13 protein-coding genes are annotated in these 17,871 nt (G+C 69.2%); 5 read left to right on the forward strand and 8 right to left on the reverse strand.

The genetic code is table 11. From position 1 onward, the window contains the following. Positions 1-273 precede the first annotated feature (273 nt). The 7 genes from hprK to ABJF88_08980 all read right to left on the reverse strand — a co-directional run bounded on the left by hprK (position 274) and on the right by ABJF88_08980 (position 8,008). On the reverse strand, positions 274-1,308 hold the full coding sequence (hprK, locus tag ABJF88_08950; GenBank protein MEP0547047.1) for an HPr(Ser) kinase/phosphatase: 1,035 nt from the start codon (positions 1,306-1,308) through the stop codon (positions 274-276). 37 nt (positions 1,309-1,345) lie between these two features. Next, entirely contained in the window at positions 1,346-2,341 is a 996-nt protein-coding gene (locus ABJF88_08955; GenBank protein ID MEP0547048.1) for a MoxR family ATPase, read from the reverse strand. Between the two features lie 49 nt (positions 2,342-2,390). Beyond that, positions 2,391-3,596, reverse strand: coding sequence for a hypothetical protein (locus tag ABJF88_08960; protein MEP0547049.1), 1,206 nt, complete (start codon positions 3,594-3,596; stop codon positions 2,391-2,393). Positions 3,597-3,616: 20 nt separating this feature from the next. After that, complete coding sequence (gene fmt / locus ABJF88_08965) at positions 3,617-4,561, reverse strand: methionyl-tRNA formyltransferase (GenBank protein MEP0547050.1); 945 nt, start codon at positions 4,559-4,561, stop codon at positions 3,617-3,619. Positions 4,562-4,714: 153 nt separating this feature from the next. After that, positions 4,715-6,055 carry a GWxTD domain-containing protein gene (locus tag ABJF88_08970; protein ID MEP0547051.1) on the reverse strand — a complete coding sequence of 447 codons (1,341 nt, stop codon included), beginning with the start codon at positions 6,053-6,055 and terminating at the stop codon, positions 4,715-4,717. Positions 6,056-6,310: 255 nt separating this feature from the next. Beyond that, positions 6,311-7,264: a signal recognition particle-docking protein FtsY gene (gene ftsY, locus ABJF88_08975; protein MEP0547052.1), complete on the reverse strand. Its 954-nt coding sequence runs from the start codon at positions 7,262-7,264 to the stop codon at positions 6,311-6,313. A 57-nt stretch (positions 7,265-7,321) separates the two neighbouring features. Next, the gene (locus tag ABJF88_08980) at positions 7,322-8,008 is read right to left on the reverse strand and encodes a CDP-alcohol phosphatidyltransferase family protein (GenBank protein MEP0547053.1); all 687 of its coding nucleotides are present in this window, start codon (positions 8,006-8,008) and stop codon (positions 7,322-7,324) included. 170 nt (positions 8,009-8,178) lie between these two features. On the opposite strand from ABJF88_08980, the gene ABJF88_08985 reads away from it, so the two are divergent. From ABJF88_08985 to ABJF88_09005, 5 genes are all read left to right on the forward strand, one after another. After that, positions 8,179-9,267 (forward strand): glycosyltransferase, encoded by a 1,089-nt coding sequence (locus ABJF88_08985; GenBank protein MEP0547054.1) that lies wholly within the window; start codon positions 8,179-8,181, stop codon positions 9,265-9,267. A gap of 99 nt (positions 9,268-9,366) precedes the next feature. Beyond that, complete coding sequence (locus ABJF88_08990; protein MEP0547055.1) at positions 9,367-10,755, forward strand: nucleoside transporter C-terminal domain-containing protein; 1,389 nt, start codon at positions 9,367-9,369, stop codon at positions 10,753-10,755. 5 nt (positions 10,756-10,760) lie between these two features. Next, positions 10,761-11,126 carry a cupin domain-containing protein gene (locus ABJF88_08995; protein MEP0547056.1) on the forward strand — a complete coding sequence of 122 codons (366 nt, stop codon included), beginning with the start codon at positions 10,761-10,763 and terminating at the stop codon, positions 11,124-11,126. Positions 11,127-11,213: 87 nt separating this feature from the next. Further along, positions 11,214-11,591 (forward strand): nuclear transport factor 2 family protein, encoded by a 378-nt coding sequence (locus tag ABJF88_09000; GenBank protein MEP0547057.1) that lies wholly within the window; start codon positions 11,214-11,216, stop codon positions 11,589-11,591. 69 nt (positions 11,592-11,660) lie between these two features. Continuing rightward, positions 11,661-12,680 carry a pentapeptide repeat-containing protein gene (locus ABJF88_09005; GenBank protein ID MEP0547058.1) on the forward strand — a complete coding sequence of 340 codons (1,020 nt, stop codon included), beginning with the start codon at positions 11,661-11,663 and terminating at the stop codon, positions 12,678-12,680. A gap of 261 nt (positions 12,681-12,941) precedes the next feature. Here ABJF88_09005 and ABJF88_09010 read toward each other — a convergent pair. Continuing rightward, positions 12,942-17,871, reverse strand: a 4,930-nt coding sequence (locus ABJF88_09010) for a HAMP domain-containing protein (protein MEP0547059.1), incomplete at its 5' end; no start/stop codon positions are given.

Below are 17,871 nucleotides of genomic sequence, written 5' to 3' on the forward strand. Positions count from 1 at the left end.
TGGTGGACAAGGGCTTCCTGCTACGCGTGCAACGGCGCGGTTGGAACCGCAAAAGCCAGGCCACGAGAGACCTGGCTTCGTCCGTGAAACACCGTAGCGGGGAGTGGGGATGGCATAATGTCACACCGTAACTACAAACCCGCGATTGAATATATCCGGGTAACCCCTACATGTCAACCAAAGCGCCGGTCGAGACGAAAACTTCTCGGGTACTTTGGAACCTCTCTCCGATCACTTCTGGCGCACGCCCGCGCGCCTCACGCCCCGTGCGCCTCACTCCGTGTCGTGCTCGAACCACTCGGTGCCGCGGCGAGGGCGTGAGGAGTCGCCGTCGGGGAGCCCGCTCCCCTTCGAGCGGATCCGCTCGGTGAGGCGGCGGGCGAAGACCTGCGCGGGGTCGTAGCCGTAGTGCCGGAGGAGGTGGTTCATCGCGATCACCTCGCAGATCACGGTGACGTTCTTCCCCGGCACGATCGGGAGCTCGACGAGCGGGAGCGGCACGCCGAGGATGTCCTGCGCCTCCTCCACCATCCCGATCCGCGTGTACTCCTTCTCCGGCTCCCACACCTCCATCCCCACCACGACCTCGACGCGCTTCTGAAACCGGATCGCCCGGATCCCGAACATCGCCCGGACGTCGACGATCCCGAGCCCGCGGATCTCCATGAAGTGCTGCGTCAGCTCCGTCCCCGAGCCCATCAGCACGCCCTCGCTCTTCTTCGTCACCACCACGACGTCGTCGGCGACGAGCCGGTGGCCGCGCTCCACGAGGTCGAGCGCGACCTCGCTCTTCCCGATCCCGCTCTTCCCGACGAGCAGCAGACCGATACCGTACACGTCGACGAGCGAGCCGTGGACGGTCTGCTGGAGCGCGAACTGGTCCTCCAGAAAGTCCCGCAGGTGGTACATGAATTCCGTCGACGGGACGGCCGTGACGTAGATGGGAATGCCCGCGTCCGTCGCCATCTGGACGAGCGTCGGCGGGAGCGTATTGCTTTCCGTGAGGAAGATGCACGGCACGTCGAACTGGACGAGGTGGCTGAACGCCTCGATCCGCGCCTCGTCGCTGAGGTGGGAGAGGAACTGGCTCTCGGTGTTGCCGAGGACCTGGACACGCTTGTACGTGAAGAGGTCGGTGTAACCGGCGAGGGCGAGGCCAGGCCGGTGGAGGTTGCTCTCGATCACCTCGCGCTCAGATGCGTCGACGTGGTTCACTTCCGTCACGGTCATCCCCACGCGGTCGCGGATCTGCGCGACCATGAACTCGACGGAGATGGCCTCCTTCTGAAACGGTTTCGGCTGGCGCATGGGAAGAGTCGGGGGTCGAGAGTCGGGGGTCGAGAGGCTACGGTACTTCGACGGTATCGAGGATCTGGCGGACGAGCATCTCCGAGGTGACCTCTTCGGCCTCGGCCTCGTAGGTGACGCTGATGCGGTGGCGGAGCACGTCGAGCGCCACCGAGCGGACGTCCTCCGGCGTGACGTACGCCCGGCGCTGGAGGAACGCGTGGGCGCGGGCGGCGCGGTTGAGGTAGATCGATGCGCGCGGGGACGCGCCGTAGGCGATGAGCCCCTCGGCCTGGCTCAGCCGGTACCGGCCCGGCTCCCGCGTGGCGAGGACGAGGTCGACGATGTAGCCCTCGACGCGCTCGTCCACGTAGAGGTCGGCGAGGACGGCGCGGGCGGTGAGGATCTGCTCGGGCTCGACGACGGGCGCGGCGGCGGGCAGGGCCTCGGGCGTGGCCATCCGCCGCATGATCTCCAGCTCTTGCTCCCGCGTCGGGTAGTCGACGACGATCTTCAGCATGAAGCGGTCCACCTGCGCCTCGGGCAGCGGGTACGTCCCCTCCTGCTCCACCGGGTTCTGCGTGGCGAGCACGAGGAACGGCTCCTTGAGGGGGAACGTCGTCTCGCCGATCGTGACCTGCCGCTCCTGCATCGCTTCGAGGAGCGCGCTCTGCACCTTCGCCGGGGCGCGGTTGATCTCGTCGGCGAGGATGAGGTTGGCGAAGATCGGGCCCTTCTTGATGAAGAACTCGGACTCTTTCTGGTTGTAAACGAGCGTGCCGAGCAGGTCGGCGGGCAGGAGGTCCGGGGTGAACTGGATACGCTGGAACCGGGCTGCAATGGCGCGCGCGAGCGTCGAGATCGTGAGCGTCTTGGCAAGGCCGGGGACGCCTTCGAGCAGGACGTGCCCCCCGCTGAGGAGCCCGATCAGCAGCCGTTCCACCATCTCGGGCTGCCCCACGACGACGCGGCGGACTTCGGCGAGGAGGGGCTCGATGAACGCGCTCTCCCGCTCGATCCGCTCGGAGAGGTGGGTGATGTCGGTTTCGGTCATGGGGATCGGGGCGGGCAGAAACGTTCGGAGGGGGAGTCGGGGCGCGCCTCTACAATACCGACGTGGCGGGGCGGATCCCGAACTCCGCTTCGAATCGCTCGGCGAGGGCGTCGAGGAAGGGGGGGACGAGGAACGGGCGGCCTACGACGAGCAGGCCGCCGCCGACCCCGCCGCCGACGGTCCGCGCGCCGTAGATCCCCTCGGCCTTTTCTACTTCGCGGACGACGAACTCGGCCTCGGGCGTGCCCGCCTGCCAGTCGTCGCGCCGCGAGGCCTCGGACATCAGCAGGTGCGCGCCGACGACCTGCCCGTCCCCTTTCCGCAGCGCGACGAGCAGCCGCTGCACGCGGCGGTCTTCCCCGGCGAGGTAGCGGACGATCCGCTTCGCCTCGCCGCGGAGGCTGTCGAGCGCGTCCGGCACGTCGCGGTGGTCGAGGCCACGGAGCGAGCGCAGCCCCTCGAACCCGCCGCGTCGGAGGTCGGCCACGGCGTCGTCGAGCACGGCGACGCGGTGGCGGTACGACGAGCCCACCGGCTCCGGCGCGCGGCGCGTATCGACGAAGCCCCAGCCCATGTGCTCCGGCTCCGGCAGCGCCTCCGCCCCGTGCGTCGCCGCGTCGGCGAGTACGAGCGGGCTGCCCTTCGCGGCCGCAATCAGGAGGGCCGGACCGAACGGCCTGCCGAGCACCTCGCTCACCGCTTCGGCCCCGGTCGCAACGACTCCCTCTTCAGCGCCGAATAGTGTTGCAAACGCTCGGCCTGTGGCCGACGCCGTCGCCGCGAGCAGGGCGTCGGGCTCGGGCGTCGGCGGCGCGAGGTGAAGGGCGACGGAGAGGCCGTCGGCCGGTGCGCCCTGCGCTCGGACGAGAGCGCGGACGAGGCGGGCGAGCGCGGCGTTCTCGCCCCACCCGTCGATCCCCGCGTCCATCGCACGGTTCCGGGGACGTGCATCCCCGCGCTGCACCACGAGCCGAGCCGGACCCGACGCCCGTCCCACAGCCACCGACACGCCGCCGGGCAGCCGGAGCAGCAGGGCGAGCCCGTCGAAATAGGCCGTGTGCTCGCCGCTGAGCGGGGCGTACACCGGGGCGAACGCCGCCGCCGTCGCCGCCGCGCCGAAGGCTTCGGTGAAGAGCGCGCGGACCCGCTGTCGCGCGGCCTCGGGGTCGGGCGGCGCGGGGCGCTGACCGAGCGCGCTCCGCACGCGGCGGGCGAGCGCAGGGTCCGTCGGGGCCGTGTCGTCGGAGGAGTCCATCGTCACCTTCGGTCTCGGCGTCAGGCCAGCCGGTCGCCGGGATGGAAGGTGTAGCCGTTGAGGAACTCCTCGGCGGAGAGGACGGCGCGTCCCTCGCGCTGCACTTCTTTCACCTCCACGGCCTTCTCGCCGCACGCGATACGGAGGCAGTCGCCCGAGGACTCCAGCACCTCGCCGGGCTCGCCCGATCCTTTCACGACGCACGTCCGGTAGATCTTTAGGAGGGTGTCGCTGTGCATCGTCCACGCCGCCGGGTACGGCGAGAGGCCACGGACGTGGTTGTGGACCTCGTGCGCCGGCCGCGTCCAGTCGATCTCCGCGTCCTCTTTGAAGAGCTTCGGGGCGTGGCTGACGCGGTGCTCATCCTGCGGCAGCGCCTCAGCCGTCCCGTCCGCCAGGTGCCGCACCGTCTCGACGACGACCTCCGCACCGAGCTCCGCGAGCCGGTCGTGCAGCTCGCCCGCCGTCTCGTCCGGCCCGATCCCCAGCCGCCGCATCATCAGCGTGTCGCCCGTATCCACCTTCGGCTTGAGGAGGAACGTCGTCACGCCGGTCTCGATCTCGCCCGCCATCACGGCGCGGTTGATCGGCGCCGCGCCGCGGTACTGGGGCAGGAGCGAGGCGTGGAGGTTGAACGCCCCTTTCGAGGCAAGCGTGTAGACCTCCGGCGGGAGGATGCGGAAGGCGACGACGGCGACCACGTCTGGCGCGAGCGCTTCGAGCTCGGCGATGAACCCCTCGTCGCGGAGGTCTTCGGGCTGCAGCACGCGGAGCCCGTGCCGCTCGGCGGCCTGCTTCACGGCCGGGGCCTGCACCTGCTGCCCGCGCCCCTTCGGCCGGTCGGGCACCGTCACGACGGCGGCGGGCCGGTAGCCCGCGTTCACGAGGGCTTCGAGCGAGGGCACGGCGAAGTCGGGCGTGCCCATGAACACGAGGCGGAGGTCGGAGGGCCGAGCGTCAGTCATAGCGAGGGCGGTAGAGACGCAGCATGCGGCGTCTGCACGAACGAGGGTAGAGGGGGAGAAGCGAGGGCCAAAAATAAGCCCCGCGCCGCCGAGGGCGCAGGGCTTTTCGTAGAGGCGCGCCGTGGCGCGTCTCCGCCCGATTCGGTGGACGTCTTACATCCGCGTCCGCTCGTCCCAGATCGGCACGAGAAGCTCGAAGTCGCCGAAGCCCGTCTCGTCCACGAAGATGAAGCGGCGGCCGATCCGGTTGTAGTACCAGATCTGGTAGGGCTTGTCGCCGTAGCTGAACGGGTGACGCTCCACGAGGTCGGGCTCGCCGAAGCGAATGAACACCTCGCCGCGGTCCGTATTCCACCCGCTGTTGGAGAACCGGCCGTAGTTCCGGTTGGCGAACGAGACGCGGAAGTAATACTCCTCCATCCGCTCGTTGCGTCGCGTGCCGGGCGTGGGGTCGCGCTTGTCCCAGAAGCTCTGGAACAGGCTGAAGCGCTCCTGCGGCGTCGCGGCGTCGCGGATGGCGTTGATCTCGCGGTCTTTGGCGATGTAGCGGAGCTGCGAGACGGCGCTTTCGAGGTCGGCGATCTGGTCGTCGAGCCCCATCCAGCGGACGGTGAGGTCCTTCGACGCCGAGGCGAGCACGGTGCCGCCTGTAGTTTCGAGCCGGACGTTGAACACGTAGTCCCCGGACGCGAACCGGTCGGTGTCGAGCGTGAGCGTGGCGGGGTTGCGGCCGGCGCGGACGTCGAGCGTCTCGGTCGTGCGGAAGTCCGGGGCGGGCTCGTCGTCCTCCTTCGGCGGCAGGCCGAGGAGCGGGCGGAGCACGGCGGGCCGCCGCCGCTCGCGGTTCTGCTTCACGACTTCGTAGCGGACGCGGAGGGTCTGGGGACGGTCCGCGTAGATCTCGTAGAAGAGCGTGAAGTCCGGCTTGTCCGTGCCCACGGCGTTCGATACGTTCGGGAAGAGCACCTGCCGCGCGGGGTCGTAGCGGTCGGCCAGGAGGAGGTCGCTCATGGCGACGGCGCCGTTGAACGAGCGGACTTCGAGCGGGTACTCGCGCACGAACGTCCGATTCGAGGCCGCGTCCTCGACCTGCACTTCGAGCGCGTACGCGCCCGGCGGGAGTTGGAGCGACTGCGTCGCGTAGTCGTAGAGCGTGTCGGCCTGCGTGGCGTCGTACGTCGGCGCCTCGACGGCGCGCTCCCACATCCGGCTGCGCACGAGGCCCTCGACCTTGCCCTCCGCGTTCGTCCGGTAGATATCGACCGACACGCTGTAGCGCGCGGCGAACCCGTCGTCCTGGCTCAGGAAGCGGAGGCTCTGGTACGGGACCTTCGTGTAGACGTCGACGCGCGTCTCCGCCTCGCTCTCGCCGCGCACGCTCACCGCGTCCACGTCGAACTCGGGCTGGTAGGCGGGCTGGGCGAAGGCGCCGGTCGGCGCCGCGAGGAGCGCGAGCATCAGGCTCAGCAGCACGACGCGCGCCGCTCCGTTCACGTGCTGTGTAACAGGACAACCCATAGGCTCCGGCCTCCGCTCGGCTGTGTTCTATTGCTTTATGATATGCATGACGGGGGAGTTCCGTCCAGGGCCGTCCGAACCGCTCGGCCGGCCGAGCAGGGACGGCGCGTCCGATCACAAGGTAAATATGAAGGCGCGCGAGCCGGCGGAGGAGCGGAATCGGTCGTGCCGTCCCGCGATCCCGCCGAACGGTCGCAGAGGCTCCCCGAACGGGAAGGGCGCGGGGCGCGCTCAGTCGAAGAGCGCGGCGACGAACGAGGAGCGGTCGAACACCTGGAGGTCGTCGATCCCCTCCCCTACGCCGATATACTTTACGGGGATCTGGAACTCGTTCGAAATGCCAATCACAATGCCCCCCTTCGCCGTGCCGTCGAGCTTAGTGAGGACGAGGCCGGTGACATCGACGCTCTTGGTGAACTCCTCGGCCTGGCGGATCGCGTTCTGCCCCGTCGAGGCGTCGAGGACGAGGAGGACTTCGTGCGGGGCGCCGGGCACCTGCCGGTCCATCACCCGCTTCACCTTCGAGAGCTCGTCCATCAGCCCGCCCTTCGTGTGGAGCCGACCCGCCGTGTCGATGAGCACGACGTCGGAGCCGCGCGACGTGGCGGCGGCGAGCGTGTCGAACGCGACGGCGGCGGGGTCGGCGCCGTGGTGCTGCTTGATGATGGGGACGCCCGCGCGCTGCGCCCAGATGTCGAGCTGTTCGGCCGCCGCCGCGCGGAACGTGTCGGCCGCGCCGAGCAGGACCGATTTGCCCGCCTCCTTGTAGCGGTTCGCCATCTTCCCGATCGACGTCGTCTTCCCGACGCCATTGACGCCGACGACCATCACGACGTGCGGGTGGTTCGGAAGCGGGGCGTCGAAGTCGGCCGGCCGGTCGGGGGCGTGTTCGAGGAGGAGGCTCGCGATCTCTTCGCGGATGAGCCCGTTGAGGTCCTCCGTCGAGACGTACTTGTCGCGGGCGACGCGGGCCTCGATGCGGTGGATGATGTCGACGGTCGTCTTCACGCCGACGTCGCTCGTGACGAGGATGCCTTCGAGGTCGTCGAGCACCTCCTCGTCCACCTGATCTTTGCCGCGGACGAGCACGTCGAGCTTGCCGAAGAGGCTCGTCCGCGTCTTTTCGAGGCCTTCTTCGAGGCGCTCTTTCTCTTTCTGCTTTTTACCGAAGCCAAACAGGGCCATGGAGTGCGGGGGGATTTGCTGGTCGAGGGGTCGGAGGACAGAGCGCGGCGGGGTCCATCACCCGGCTCCCCGGCTCCGCGTTCCCTCGGGGGGCGGGACGTTCTCGGGCAGCCGCTCGGTGACGACGGCGTCGCGGTCGTTGAGGGGCACGACCGGGCCCAGTCGCATCACGTGGGCGAAGCGCTGGAGGTAGCGGCCGAGGGAGTACGCGAGGAGCGCCGTCGTGGTCCAGACACAGACCATCAGCACGGGCGGATCGGCGCGGAGGAGCGCGGCGAGCACGGTGATGGACAGCGCCGTCACGGCCACCTTCCCGCTCCACAGGCTCATCATCACGTACCCGAGCCGGCGGGTCTGGACGAGCCCGCCGAGCGCGATCACCGCGTCGCGTACGATCACGCAGATGACGAACCACACCGGCAGCGGCGGGCCGAGCTCTTCCGGCCGGATCACGAGGGCGACGGTGACGGCTGCCGCCGCGAGCTTGTCGGCCGTCGGGTCGAGCACCTTCCCCCACTCCGAGACGGTTCCGCTCCACCGCGCGATCTGCCCGTCGAACCAGTCGGTGGCGATCGCGAAGAGGAGCAGGCCTATGAGCAGGGGGAACGGGCCGCCCCGGTAGACGAGGACCGCGATGGGCCCGACGAGCACCATCCGCGTCATCGTGATCACGTTCGCCGCCGTCCAGAACCGGCCGAGGTCCGGGAACGCGGGGGGCGTGACGGAAGGCTGACGAGAGGGCATGAGCGCGAGCGGGAGAGAGCGACCGAAAGATACGCTCGGCGTGTGCGGACGGCAGGCCGCGCCCCGCCCCAGCGGTGCGTAATGCGTGAAACACAACGCGTTCCGCTACGCCCGGAGGTCGCGCCCGCCGCTCCGCCCGTACGTTCCGCCCTCCCCCTTCGACTGCGCCCATGCTCCCCTTTTTCGCCGCGGCGCTCGCCGTGCAGATCGCCCTCTGGCTGACGCTCTCGCTCGGATTCCGCCGGGCGCGACGCGCATCCGAGGAAGTCCCCGCGGCCGACCCTCCGCCGGTGTCCGTCGTCGTGGCAGCGCGGGACGAAATGGGGCGGCTGCCGGCCCTCCTCGTCGCACTCACGGCGCAGACGCACCCCGACTTCGAAGCCGTGATCGTGGACGACGCCTCGGTGGACGCGACCGCCGCGCTCGTGAACACGCAGTCGGCCGAGGACCCGCGCATCCGACTCGTACAAGTGCGCGACGACGAACGCCCGGCGTCGATGCCGCGGAAGAAGCATGCGCTCAGTGTCGGCATCGCCGCGGCCCGCCACGACCGCCTCGCCTTCACCGACGCCGACTGCGTCCCGCCGCCGCGTTGGCTCGACGCGCTCGCCGCCCACGCTGCCGTGGCGCCCGACGCCGTGCTCGTCGGCTACGGGCCGTACCGAAAAGAGCGCGGCGCGCTCAATGCGTTCGTCCGCTACGAAACGCTGGTGACGGCGCTCCTGACGGCGGCGGCGGTCGGTCTCGGGCGGCCCTACATGGCCGTCGGCCGCAACTTCAGCTACCCGAAGACGGTGTTCGAGCGCGTCGGCGGCTTCGCCCACTCGGCGGCGTCGCTCTCCGGCGACGACGACTTGCTCGTGCAGGAGGCGCACCGCCACGGCATCCCCGTCCGCTACGTCTTCGACCCCGAAACCTTCGTCGTCAGCGAGGCCCCGACGACGTGGCGGCGGTGGGCGCGGCAGAAGCTCCGCCACACCTCGGCCGGGCGGTTCTACGATCGGGGCGCGACGCTCGCGCTCGCCCTCTTCCACGGCTCGGCGCTCGCCGTGTGGCTCGCCCCCGTGTTCCTCGGGTGGACGGGGGCCGCGCTGCTCGCCGGGCGCTTCCTCGTGCAGCGCGCCGTGCTCCGCGACGCGATGCACGTCTTCGGCGAGCACGACCTCACGCTCGCGCAGCCGCTCCTCGACGCGGGGTACGCGCTCTACAATACCGTCCTCGCCCCCATCGGCGGGCTGCTTCGGCCAAAGGCGTGGTGAGACGCGCACGGACACGGCGGCACTGCACACGGTTCGCCCGGCGGGAATATCTTCCCCTCGCTCTTCGTCCCCCGGCCCTCCCACCCGTTCCCCGTTTGCATGGACATCGTCTCGCTGCTCCGCGGCCTGCTCGGACTCGTCTCGATCCTCGCGATTGCGTTCGCGCTCTCCTCCGACCGCCGCCGCATCAACTGGCGGACGGTGGGGGCCGGGCTCCTGCTCCAGCTCGTCTTCGCCGTGCTCGTCCTCAAAGGCGATGAGATGGCCGACGTGTTCGCACCGCTGGGCTGGCCCAAGCTCGGCTTCGCCTTCGTAGCCGGCCTCTTCGTGAAGTTCCTCGCGGCCGTCGAGGTGGGCTCGACGTTCGTGTTCGGGAGCCTCGGGCTGCCGCCGGGCACCGAGGGCTCGCTCGGGTTCTTCTTCTTCGCCTACGTCCTCCCCACCGTCGTCGTGTTCGCCTCGCTCATGGCGATCCTCTACTACCTCGGGGTGATGCAGGTGATCGTGCGCGGCGTGGCCTACGTCGTCCGCCGCGCGCTCGGGACGAGCGGGCCGGAGTCGCTGTCGGTGAGCGCGAACATCTTCGTCGGGCAGACGGAGGCGCCGCTCGTCATCAAGCCCTACATCAAGAACCTCACGCGGAGCGAGCTCATGGCCGTGATGACGGGCGGGATGGCGACGATCGCGGGCGGCGTGCTCGCGAGCTACGTCGCGTTCCTCGGCGAGCGCTACGCCGCCGTCGCCGGGATCGCCGTCGAGGCCGGGCAGCAGCTCTTCGCCGAGCAGCTCCTCGGGGCGAGCGTGATGGCGGCGCCCGCCGCGCTCGTCCTCGCCAAGATCCTGATCCCCGAAACGCGGCCCGTCACCGACAGCGTCGTCCCCGTCACGGACGCCGATGAGGCCACGCTCCCCGCCACCTCCAGCGACGAGGCCGCCGAGGCCACCGCCGAAGCCATCGTGGACGAGGGGCCGAAGAACATCATCGACGCGGCGGCGACGGGCGCGTCGGACGGGCTCCACCTCGCGCTCAACATCGGCGCGATGCTCATCGCCTTCCTCGCGCTCATCGCCATCTTCAACGGGATCGTCGGCTGGGGCGCGGGCTTCTTCGGGCTCGACATCACCCTCGAAGGCATCCTCGGCTTCGTGCTCGCGCCCGTCGCGTGGCTCGTCGGCGTGCCGATGGCGGACATCACGGCGTTCGGCGGGCTCCTCGGGACGAAGGTGATCGCGAACGAGTTCGTCGCCTACAGCCAGCTCGCCGACGCGATCGCCGCGGGCCAGCTCCTGCCGAAGACGGTCGTGATGGCGACGTTCGCGCTGTGCGGCTTCGCCAACCTCTCGTCGATCGGGATCCAGATCGGCGGGATCGGGCCGCTCGCGCCGGAGCGGACGGGCGAGATCGCGAGCCTCGGCCTCCGCGCCGTGCTCGCCGGCACCCTCGCCAACCTCATGACCGCCACGATCGCCGGGGTCCTCCTCGGCTGACCGCGATGGACGATCCCGCGATGGAAACGCCCGACTGGCACGTCCCCGTCCGCGACGGGCTGCGCTTCCTGCCTGGCCCCGGCGGCGAGCGCTTCGCCGCCGTCTTCGCCCACGGCTCGCTCGACGTCGAGGTCTACGCCCCGCGCGGCCATGACCCGCAGACGCCCCACGCCCGCGACGAGGTCTACGTCGTCGCCTCGGGCACCGGCACGTTCGTCCGCGACGGCGAGCGCGTCGCGTTCGGCCCCGGCGACTTCCTCTTCGTCCCGGCCGGCGTGCCCCACCGCTTCGAAGACTTCTCCGACGACTTCGTGACGTGGGTGCTGTTCTACGGCCCCGAAGGCGGCGAAGCCGATGAGTCGGCCCTGTAGGCGGCGACCGCACCGCCGCGTGCATCCCCCGGCGCGCTGAGGCGTTAGAGCCTTTCTTGCTCGACTTCCCCTCTCTCATCGTTGCCCATGACTGAATCGGAAAAGCGCGCGCTGATCGACCGCTACATCGCGGCCTACAACGCCTTCGACGTAGCGGGGATGATGGCGACCGTCCACCCCGCTGTCGAGTTCGAGAACGTGTCGGACGGCGTCGTCGATGCCGGTGAGGTCGGCGCGTTCCGTGCGATGGCCGAGTCCGCGACTGCGCTCTTCGCCTCGCGCCGTCAGACCGTCACGGCCTTCGACCCGAGCGGGGCCGGAGCCTCGGTGGAGGTGGACTACGAGGGCGCGCTCGCCGCCGACCTCCCGAATGGGATGGCCGCGGGGGACACCTTGCGATTAGCGGGACGGTCGGAGTTCGAGTTTGCGGACGGACGGATCGTCCGGATCAGGGACCTCAGCTAGCGTAGCCCACGACCGGGGCCTCTCATTCCCGTGCCTACCTTGCCTCTGGATACGCCGAACGTCCTCTCCATGACCCCGTCCGACCGCCCCGATCCCGCGCCCCGCCGCTCGCGCCTTTCGCGCTGGCGCTCCCGCCTCGAAACGCTCGCGGCCGAGCGCCCCGTCTTCCTCGCCTTCTGCGTCTTCCTCGGCGCCGCGCTCGTCGTCGTCCCGCTCTCGCTCCCGTTCTACCTCTCCGACACGTCGAACTTCCTGGAGAACATCGCGGCCGAGGCGCACGGGATGGTGTTCGACCTGCTCGTGATCGGCTGGTTCATGCTGTGGCTCAACCGGCTCGCCGAACGCCGCCTCCGAACGAACCGCTACCGCGAGGAGATCGACGACTACCTCGGCTGGCACTCGCCCGAGGCCACGCACCGTATCGCCGGCAACGTCCGGCGCCTCAACCGCAACGGCATCCGCAAGGGGCTCAAGCTGACCGAGGCGTACCTCAAAGGGGCGAACCTCGCCGGTGCCCACCTCGAACACGCGGACCTCTGGGGCGCCAACCTCCATTCGGCCGGCCTCCACGGCGCGCTCCTCAGCCACGCCAACCTCGCCGGGGCCAACCTCCAGAGCGCCGACCTCGAACGCGCCATCCTCACCGGCGCCGACCTCCGCGGCGCGAACCTCACCGAGGCCGACCTCGAACGGGCCTTCCTCGAAGACGCCGACCTCCGCGGCGCCATCTTCACCGGCGCCGACCTCCAGTTCGCCTCGCTCCCGAACGCCCTCCTCACGCGCGCCCGGTTCGTCGGCGCGAACCTCCGCGGCGCCCACCTCGAAGGGGCCGACCTCGAAGGGGCCGACTTCGGCGGCGCTACGCTCCACGGCGCCAGCCTCGACGGCGCCCGCCTCGACGGCGCCTCCTTCGCCGACGCCGACCTCGAACGTGCCGACCTCACCGGCATCGTCGTCTCCGACGCCGCCGCGCTCGCCACGCTCTTCGAGGGCGTCCGCTCGATCCGCGGCGTCAAGCTCAGCACGGAGACCGAGGCGACGCTCCGCGAGGTGGCCCCGCACCTCTTCCGCCAGCCGGCACGGGTGTAGCGTACGTGATGCGTGAGACGTGATGCGGTGGGGACTCCGGCCGTCGCGTTGGAAGCAGCGCTTACGCATACGTATCACCCCTTGCTCTTGAGAGGCTCACCACGTTGTCATCCCGAGCGGAACAGCGTGGAGTCGAGGGATCTCTGGGGGCGCATCTTCAGCGATCTGCTGCGGGTTTCCCCGGAAAGATCCTTCGGCTCCGGCCTGCGGCCTCCGCTCAGGATGACGTTCATCTGAGCCTCTCAACAGAGCAATCACCCCTCACTTGTTAATCCAGACGCGGAGGAGGGAGATGAGTTGGTCCACGTTCACCGGCTTCGTGATGTAGTCCGAGGCTCCGGCGGCGAGGCACTTCTCGCGGTCGCCCTTCATCGCCTTCGCGGTGACGGCGATGATGGGGAGCTCGGCGAACGCGCCGCCGAGCTTGCGGATGGCCCGTGTGGTCTCGTAGCCGTCCATCCCCGGCATCATCACATCCATCAGCACGGCGTCGATGTCCTCGGACTTCTTGAGGAACTCGATGCCGTCGTGGCCGCTCTCGGCGTAGACGACCTCCATCTTGTGCCGCTCCAGCAGGCTCGTGAGGGCGAAGATGTTGCGGATGTCGTCGTCGACGATGAGCACCTTCGTGCCGGCGAGCGAGCTCTCGGGGCGGTGGCGCTGTTCGAGCCGGGTCCGCTGCTCGTCGGGCAGCTCGGCCTCGACGCGGTGGAGGTAGAGCGCGGTCTCGTCGAGGAGCCGGTCGAAGGCCTCGACGTCTTTGGCGATCACGGCCTCGGCCATGCTGTGGAGCTTCTCGGCCTCCTCGGGCTTGAGGTCGCGCCCCGAGTGGACGAGGATGGGGAGGTCGGTGAGGCCGAGCTCGTCGCGGATGCGCTCGATGAGCTCGAACCCGTCCATGTCCGGCAGCCCGAGGTCGATGAGCGCGCAGTCGAACCGGCCGGTCGCGAGCGCTTCGAGCGCTTCGGACCCGAGCGCGACGCCCGTCATCTCGACGTCGTCCCCGCCGATCAGGTCCTCGACGATCCGCCGCTGCGGCTCGTTGTCCTCGACCACGAGGAGGCGGCGAACGGGGCGGTCGGCGAGGTCCTTCATCTGCCCGATCGTCTCGACCACGGACGCCCGCGTGACGGGCTTCTTGAGCTGGGTCATCGCGCCCTTGCGCTGCCCGCGCGGGAGCCGCTCCGTCACCGAGACGATCTGGACAGGGATGTGGCGCGTGTCCGGGTGGTTCTTGAGCCGGTCGAGCAGCGTGAGCCCGTGCATGCCGGGGAGCTGGATGTCGAGCGTGATCGCGCTCGGCTTGTAGCGGCGGACGGCGGCGAGCGCCGCCTCGCCGTGCTCCTCGACGACGGCCTTGAACCCCTTCTCGTGCGCGATGTCGAGGAGGATGCGCGCGAACGCCGGGTCGTCCTCGACGATCAGCAGCACCTCGTCGTCGAGCCCGAGGTGCTCGCGGTCGTCCTCGACGCGGGCGGAGGGGCGGCGCATGGGGGCGGCCTCGCCCGATTCTCCATCCGGTGCCTCATCAGGTACCGAGGCTGCCTGCCCGACGGCCGCCTTCGCGGCCGGCGCCGTCGCTTTCTTCGGCTCGGCCGTCGGCACGGCGCCGTCGCCGCCGGCGCTCGGCGCGGGCGGGGTGACGGGCAGCCCGCCGTCGTCGTCCGTGTCCGATCCGCCTGCGTCCGGCCCCTCCTCGTCGCGGGCGTCCCGCTCTTCGGGGTCCGCCGACTCTTCGTCGTCTGCCCCTGAGGTCACGAGGTCGTCCGACGAACGGGCGAGCTTCGTCGGCGTGTAGACCTCGGGGAGATAGAGCGTGAACGTGCTGCCCTCGCCGGGCGTGCTCTCGAGGTGGATCTCGCCGCCGAGGAGGCGGGCGATCTCGCGGCTGATCGAGAGGCCGAGCCCGGTCCCGCCGTAGTTCCGGTTGACCGAGCCGTCGGCCTGCTGGAAGGCCTCGAAGATCACGCGGTGCTTCTCCGGCGTGATCCCGACGCCCGTGTCGACGACGGAGAACCCGACGACGCCGTCCGCCTCCCGCAGCCGCTCGCTCCGCAGAGCCGACGCGTCGGCCGGGGCGATGCGGAGCGTGACCGTGCCCTCGTGCGTGAACTTGAACGCGTTCGAGAGGAGGTTCTTCAGCACCTGATGCAGCCGCTTCTCGTCGGTCTCGATCGTCGGCGGGAGTGTGTCGTCGAGGTCGATCTCGAAGTCGAGCCCCTTGTCGTTGGCGACCTCGATGAACATCCGCGCCATGTCCTGCCCGGCGGCGTCGAGCTCGACGGGCTCGATCTCGACGGCCATCGTGCCCGACTCGATCTTCGAGAGGTCGAGGATCTCGTTGATGAGCGTGAGCAGGTCCGAGCCCGACGAGTGGACGGTCTCGGCGTACTCCACCTGCTTCGGCGTGAGCGTGTCGTCGGGGTTCTCGGCGAGCATCCGCGAGAGGATGAGCATCGAGTTCAGCGGCGTGCGCAGCTCGTGGCTCATGTTGGCGAGGAACTCGCTCTTGTATTTGGAGGTGAGGGCGAGCTGCTCGGCCTTCTCCTCGACGGCCTTCCGCGCCTGGTCGATCTCGGTGTTCTTCTGCTCGACCTCCGTCTTCTGCTCGGCGAGGAGGCGAGCTTTCTCTTCGAGCTCGACGTTCGTCTGCTGGAGCGCCTCCTGCTGGTGCTTGAGGAGGTCTTCGGACTCGCGGAGGCTGCGGGCCTGCTCTTCGAGCCGGCGGTTCGTCTTCGTCAGCTCCTCCTGCTGGCTCTGGAGCTCCTGTGTCAGCCCCTGCGACTGCGAGAGCAGCGCCTCCGTCCGCATGTTCGCCTCGATCGAGTTAAGCACGATCCCGATCGACTCGGTGAGCTGGTCGAGGAAGGTGAGGTGGTTCTCGGAGAACGGCTGGAACGAGGCGAGCTCGATCACGGCCTTCACCTCGCCCTCGAACAGCACGGGGAGCACGATGATGTTGCGCGGGGGCGCCTCGCCGAGCCCGCTGGAGATCTGGACGTAGCCGTCGGGCACGTTCGCGAGGAGGATCCGCTCTTTCTCCAACAGGCACTGCCCGACGAGCCCCTCGCCCGGCCGGAACCGATTCGCGAGGCTCTTCCGCTCGCGGTAGGCGTACGTCGCGAGCAGCCGGAGCTCCGACTCCGATTCGCCTTCGATGTCGTCGGCGGTGTAGAACGCGCCGTGCTGGACGTTGACGAGCGGAGCGAGTTCGGAGAGGATGAGTTTGGAGACCGTCATCAGGTCTTTCTGGCCCTGGAGGAGCTGGGTGAACTTCGTGAGGTTCGTCTTGAGCCAGTCCTGCTCCTGGTTCTTCCGCGTCGTGTCCTTGAGGTTGCGGATCATCTCATTGACGTTGTCCTTGAGGTCCGCCACCTCGCCCGCCGCCTCGACGGTGATCTTCTTCGAGAGGTCGCCCGCGGCCACGGCCGTCGTGACCTCGGTGATGGCGCGGACCTGCGTCGTGAGGTTCGCCGCGAGGCGGTTCACGTTGTCCGTCAGGTCGCGCCACGTCCCGCTCGCGCCCGGCACCTCGGCCTGCCCGCCAAGCTTGCCCTCGACGCCCACCTCGCGCGCCACCGTCGTGACCTGATCGGCAAACGTGTCGAGCGTGTCGATCATGTTGTTGATGGTGTCGCGGAGCTCGGCGATCTCGCCCTGCGCCTCGACCTGCAGCTTCCGGGCGAGGTTGCCGCGCGCCACGGCCGTCACGACCTCGGCGATCCCGCGCACCTGCGTCGTGAGGTTGTCGGCCATCGAGTTCACGTTGTCCGTCAAATCCTTCCACGTCCCCGAGACGCCCGGCACCTGCGCCTGCCCGCCGAGCTCGCCCTCGGTGCCGACCTCGCGGGCGACGCGCGTCACTTCCGAAGCGAAGGCCGAGAGCTGGTCCACCATCGTGTTGATCGTGTCCTTGAGCTCGGCGATCTCGCCCTTGACGTCGACCGTGATCTTCTTCGAGAGGTCGCCGTTCGCCACGGCCGTCGTCACCTCGGCGATGTTCCGCACCTGCGTCGTGAGGTCGCTCGCCATGTAGTTCACGTTGTCCGTCAAATCCTTCCACGTCCCCGAGACGCCCGGCACCTGCGCCTGCCCGCCGAGCTTGCCCTCGGTACCGACTTCCTTCGCCACACGCGTCACTTCGCTCGCGAACGACGAGAGCTGGTCGACCATCGTGTTGATCACGTCTTTGATCTGGAGGATCTCGCCCTTCACGTCGACCGTGATCTTCTGCGTCAGGTCGCCGCTGGCAATTGCGGTCGCCACCTTGGACACGTCGCGGAGCTGCACGGTGAGGTTGCCGGCCATCGCGTTCACGTTGTCCGTCAAGTCCTTCCACGTCCCCGAAACGCCGTCCACTTCGGCCTGCCCGCCGAGCTCGCCTTCGGTGCCGACCTCGCGCGCCACGCGCGTCACCTCGCTCGCGAACGACGAGAGCTGGTCGACCATCGTGTTGATCGTGTCCTTGAGCTCGAGGATTTCCCCCTTGACATCGACCGTGATCTTCTTGCTCAAGTCGCCGTTCGCCACGGCCGTCGTGACCTCGGCGATGTTGCGAACTTGGGCCGTGAGGTTGTCGGCCATGGAGTTCACGTTGTCCGTCAAATCCTTCCACGTCCCGCTCACGCCCGGCACCTGCGCCTGCCCGCCGAGCTCGCCCTCGGTGCCGACCTCGCGCGCCACGCGCGTCACTTCCGAGGCGAAGGCGGAGAGCTGATCGACCATCGTGTTGATCGTGTCCTTCAGCTCGAGGATCTCGCCCTGCACCGCCACGGTGATCTTCTTCGAGAGGTCGCCGTTCGCCACGGCCGTCGTGACCTCGGCGATGTTCCGCACCTGCGCCGTGAGGTTGTCGGCCATGGAGTTCACGTTGTCCGTCAGGTCCTTCCACGTCCCGCTCACACCCGGCACTCCGGCCTGCCCGCCGAGCTTCCCTTCCGTCCCAACCTCGCGGGCGACGCGCGTCACCTCGCTCGCGAACGACGACAACTGATCGACCATCGTGTTGATCGTGTCCTTCAGCTCGGCGATCTCGCCCTTGACGTCGACCGTGATCTTCTTGCTCAAGTCGCCGTTCGCCACGGCCGTCGTGACCTCGGCGATGTTGCGAACTTGGGCCGTGAGGTTCGACGCCATCGAGTTCACGTTGTCGGTGAGGTTCTTCCACGTCCCCGAGACGCCGGGCACCTCG

The sequence above is a fragment of the Rhodothermales bacterium genome, assembly GCA_039944855.1.
Classification (GTDB): Bacteria; Bacteroidota; Rhodothermia; order Rhodothermales; family JANQRZ01; genus JBBSMX01.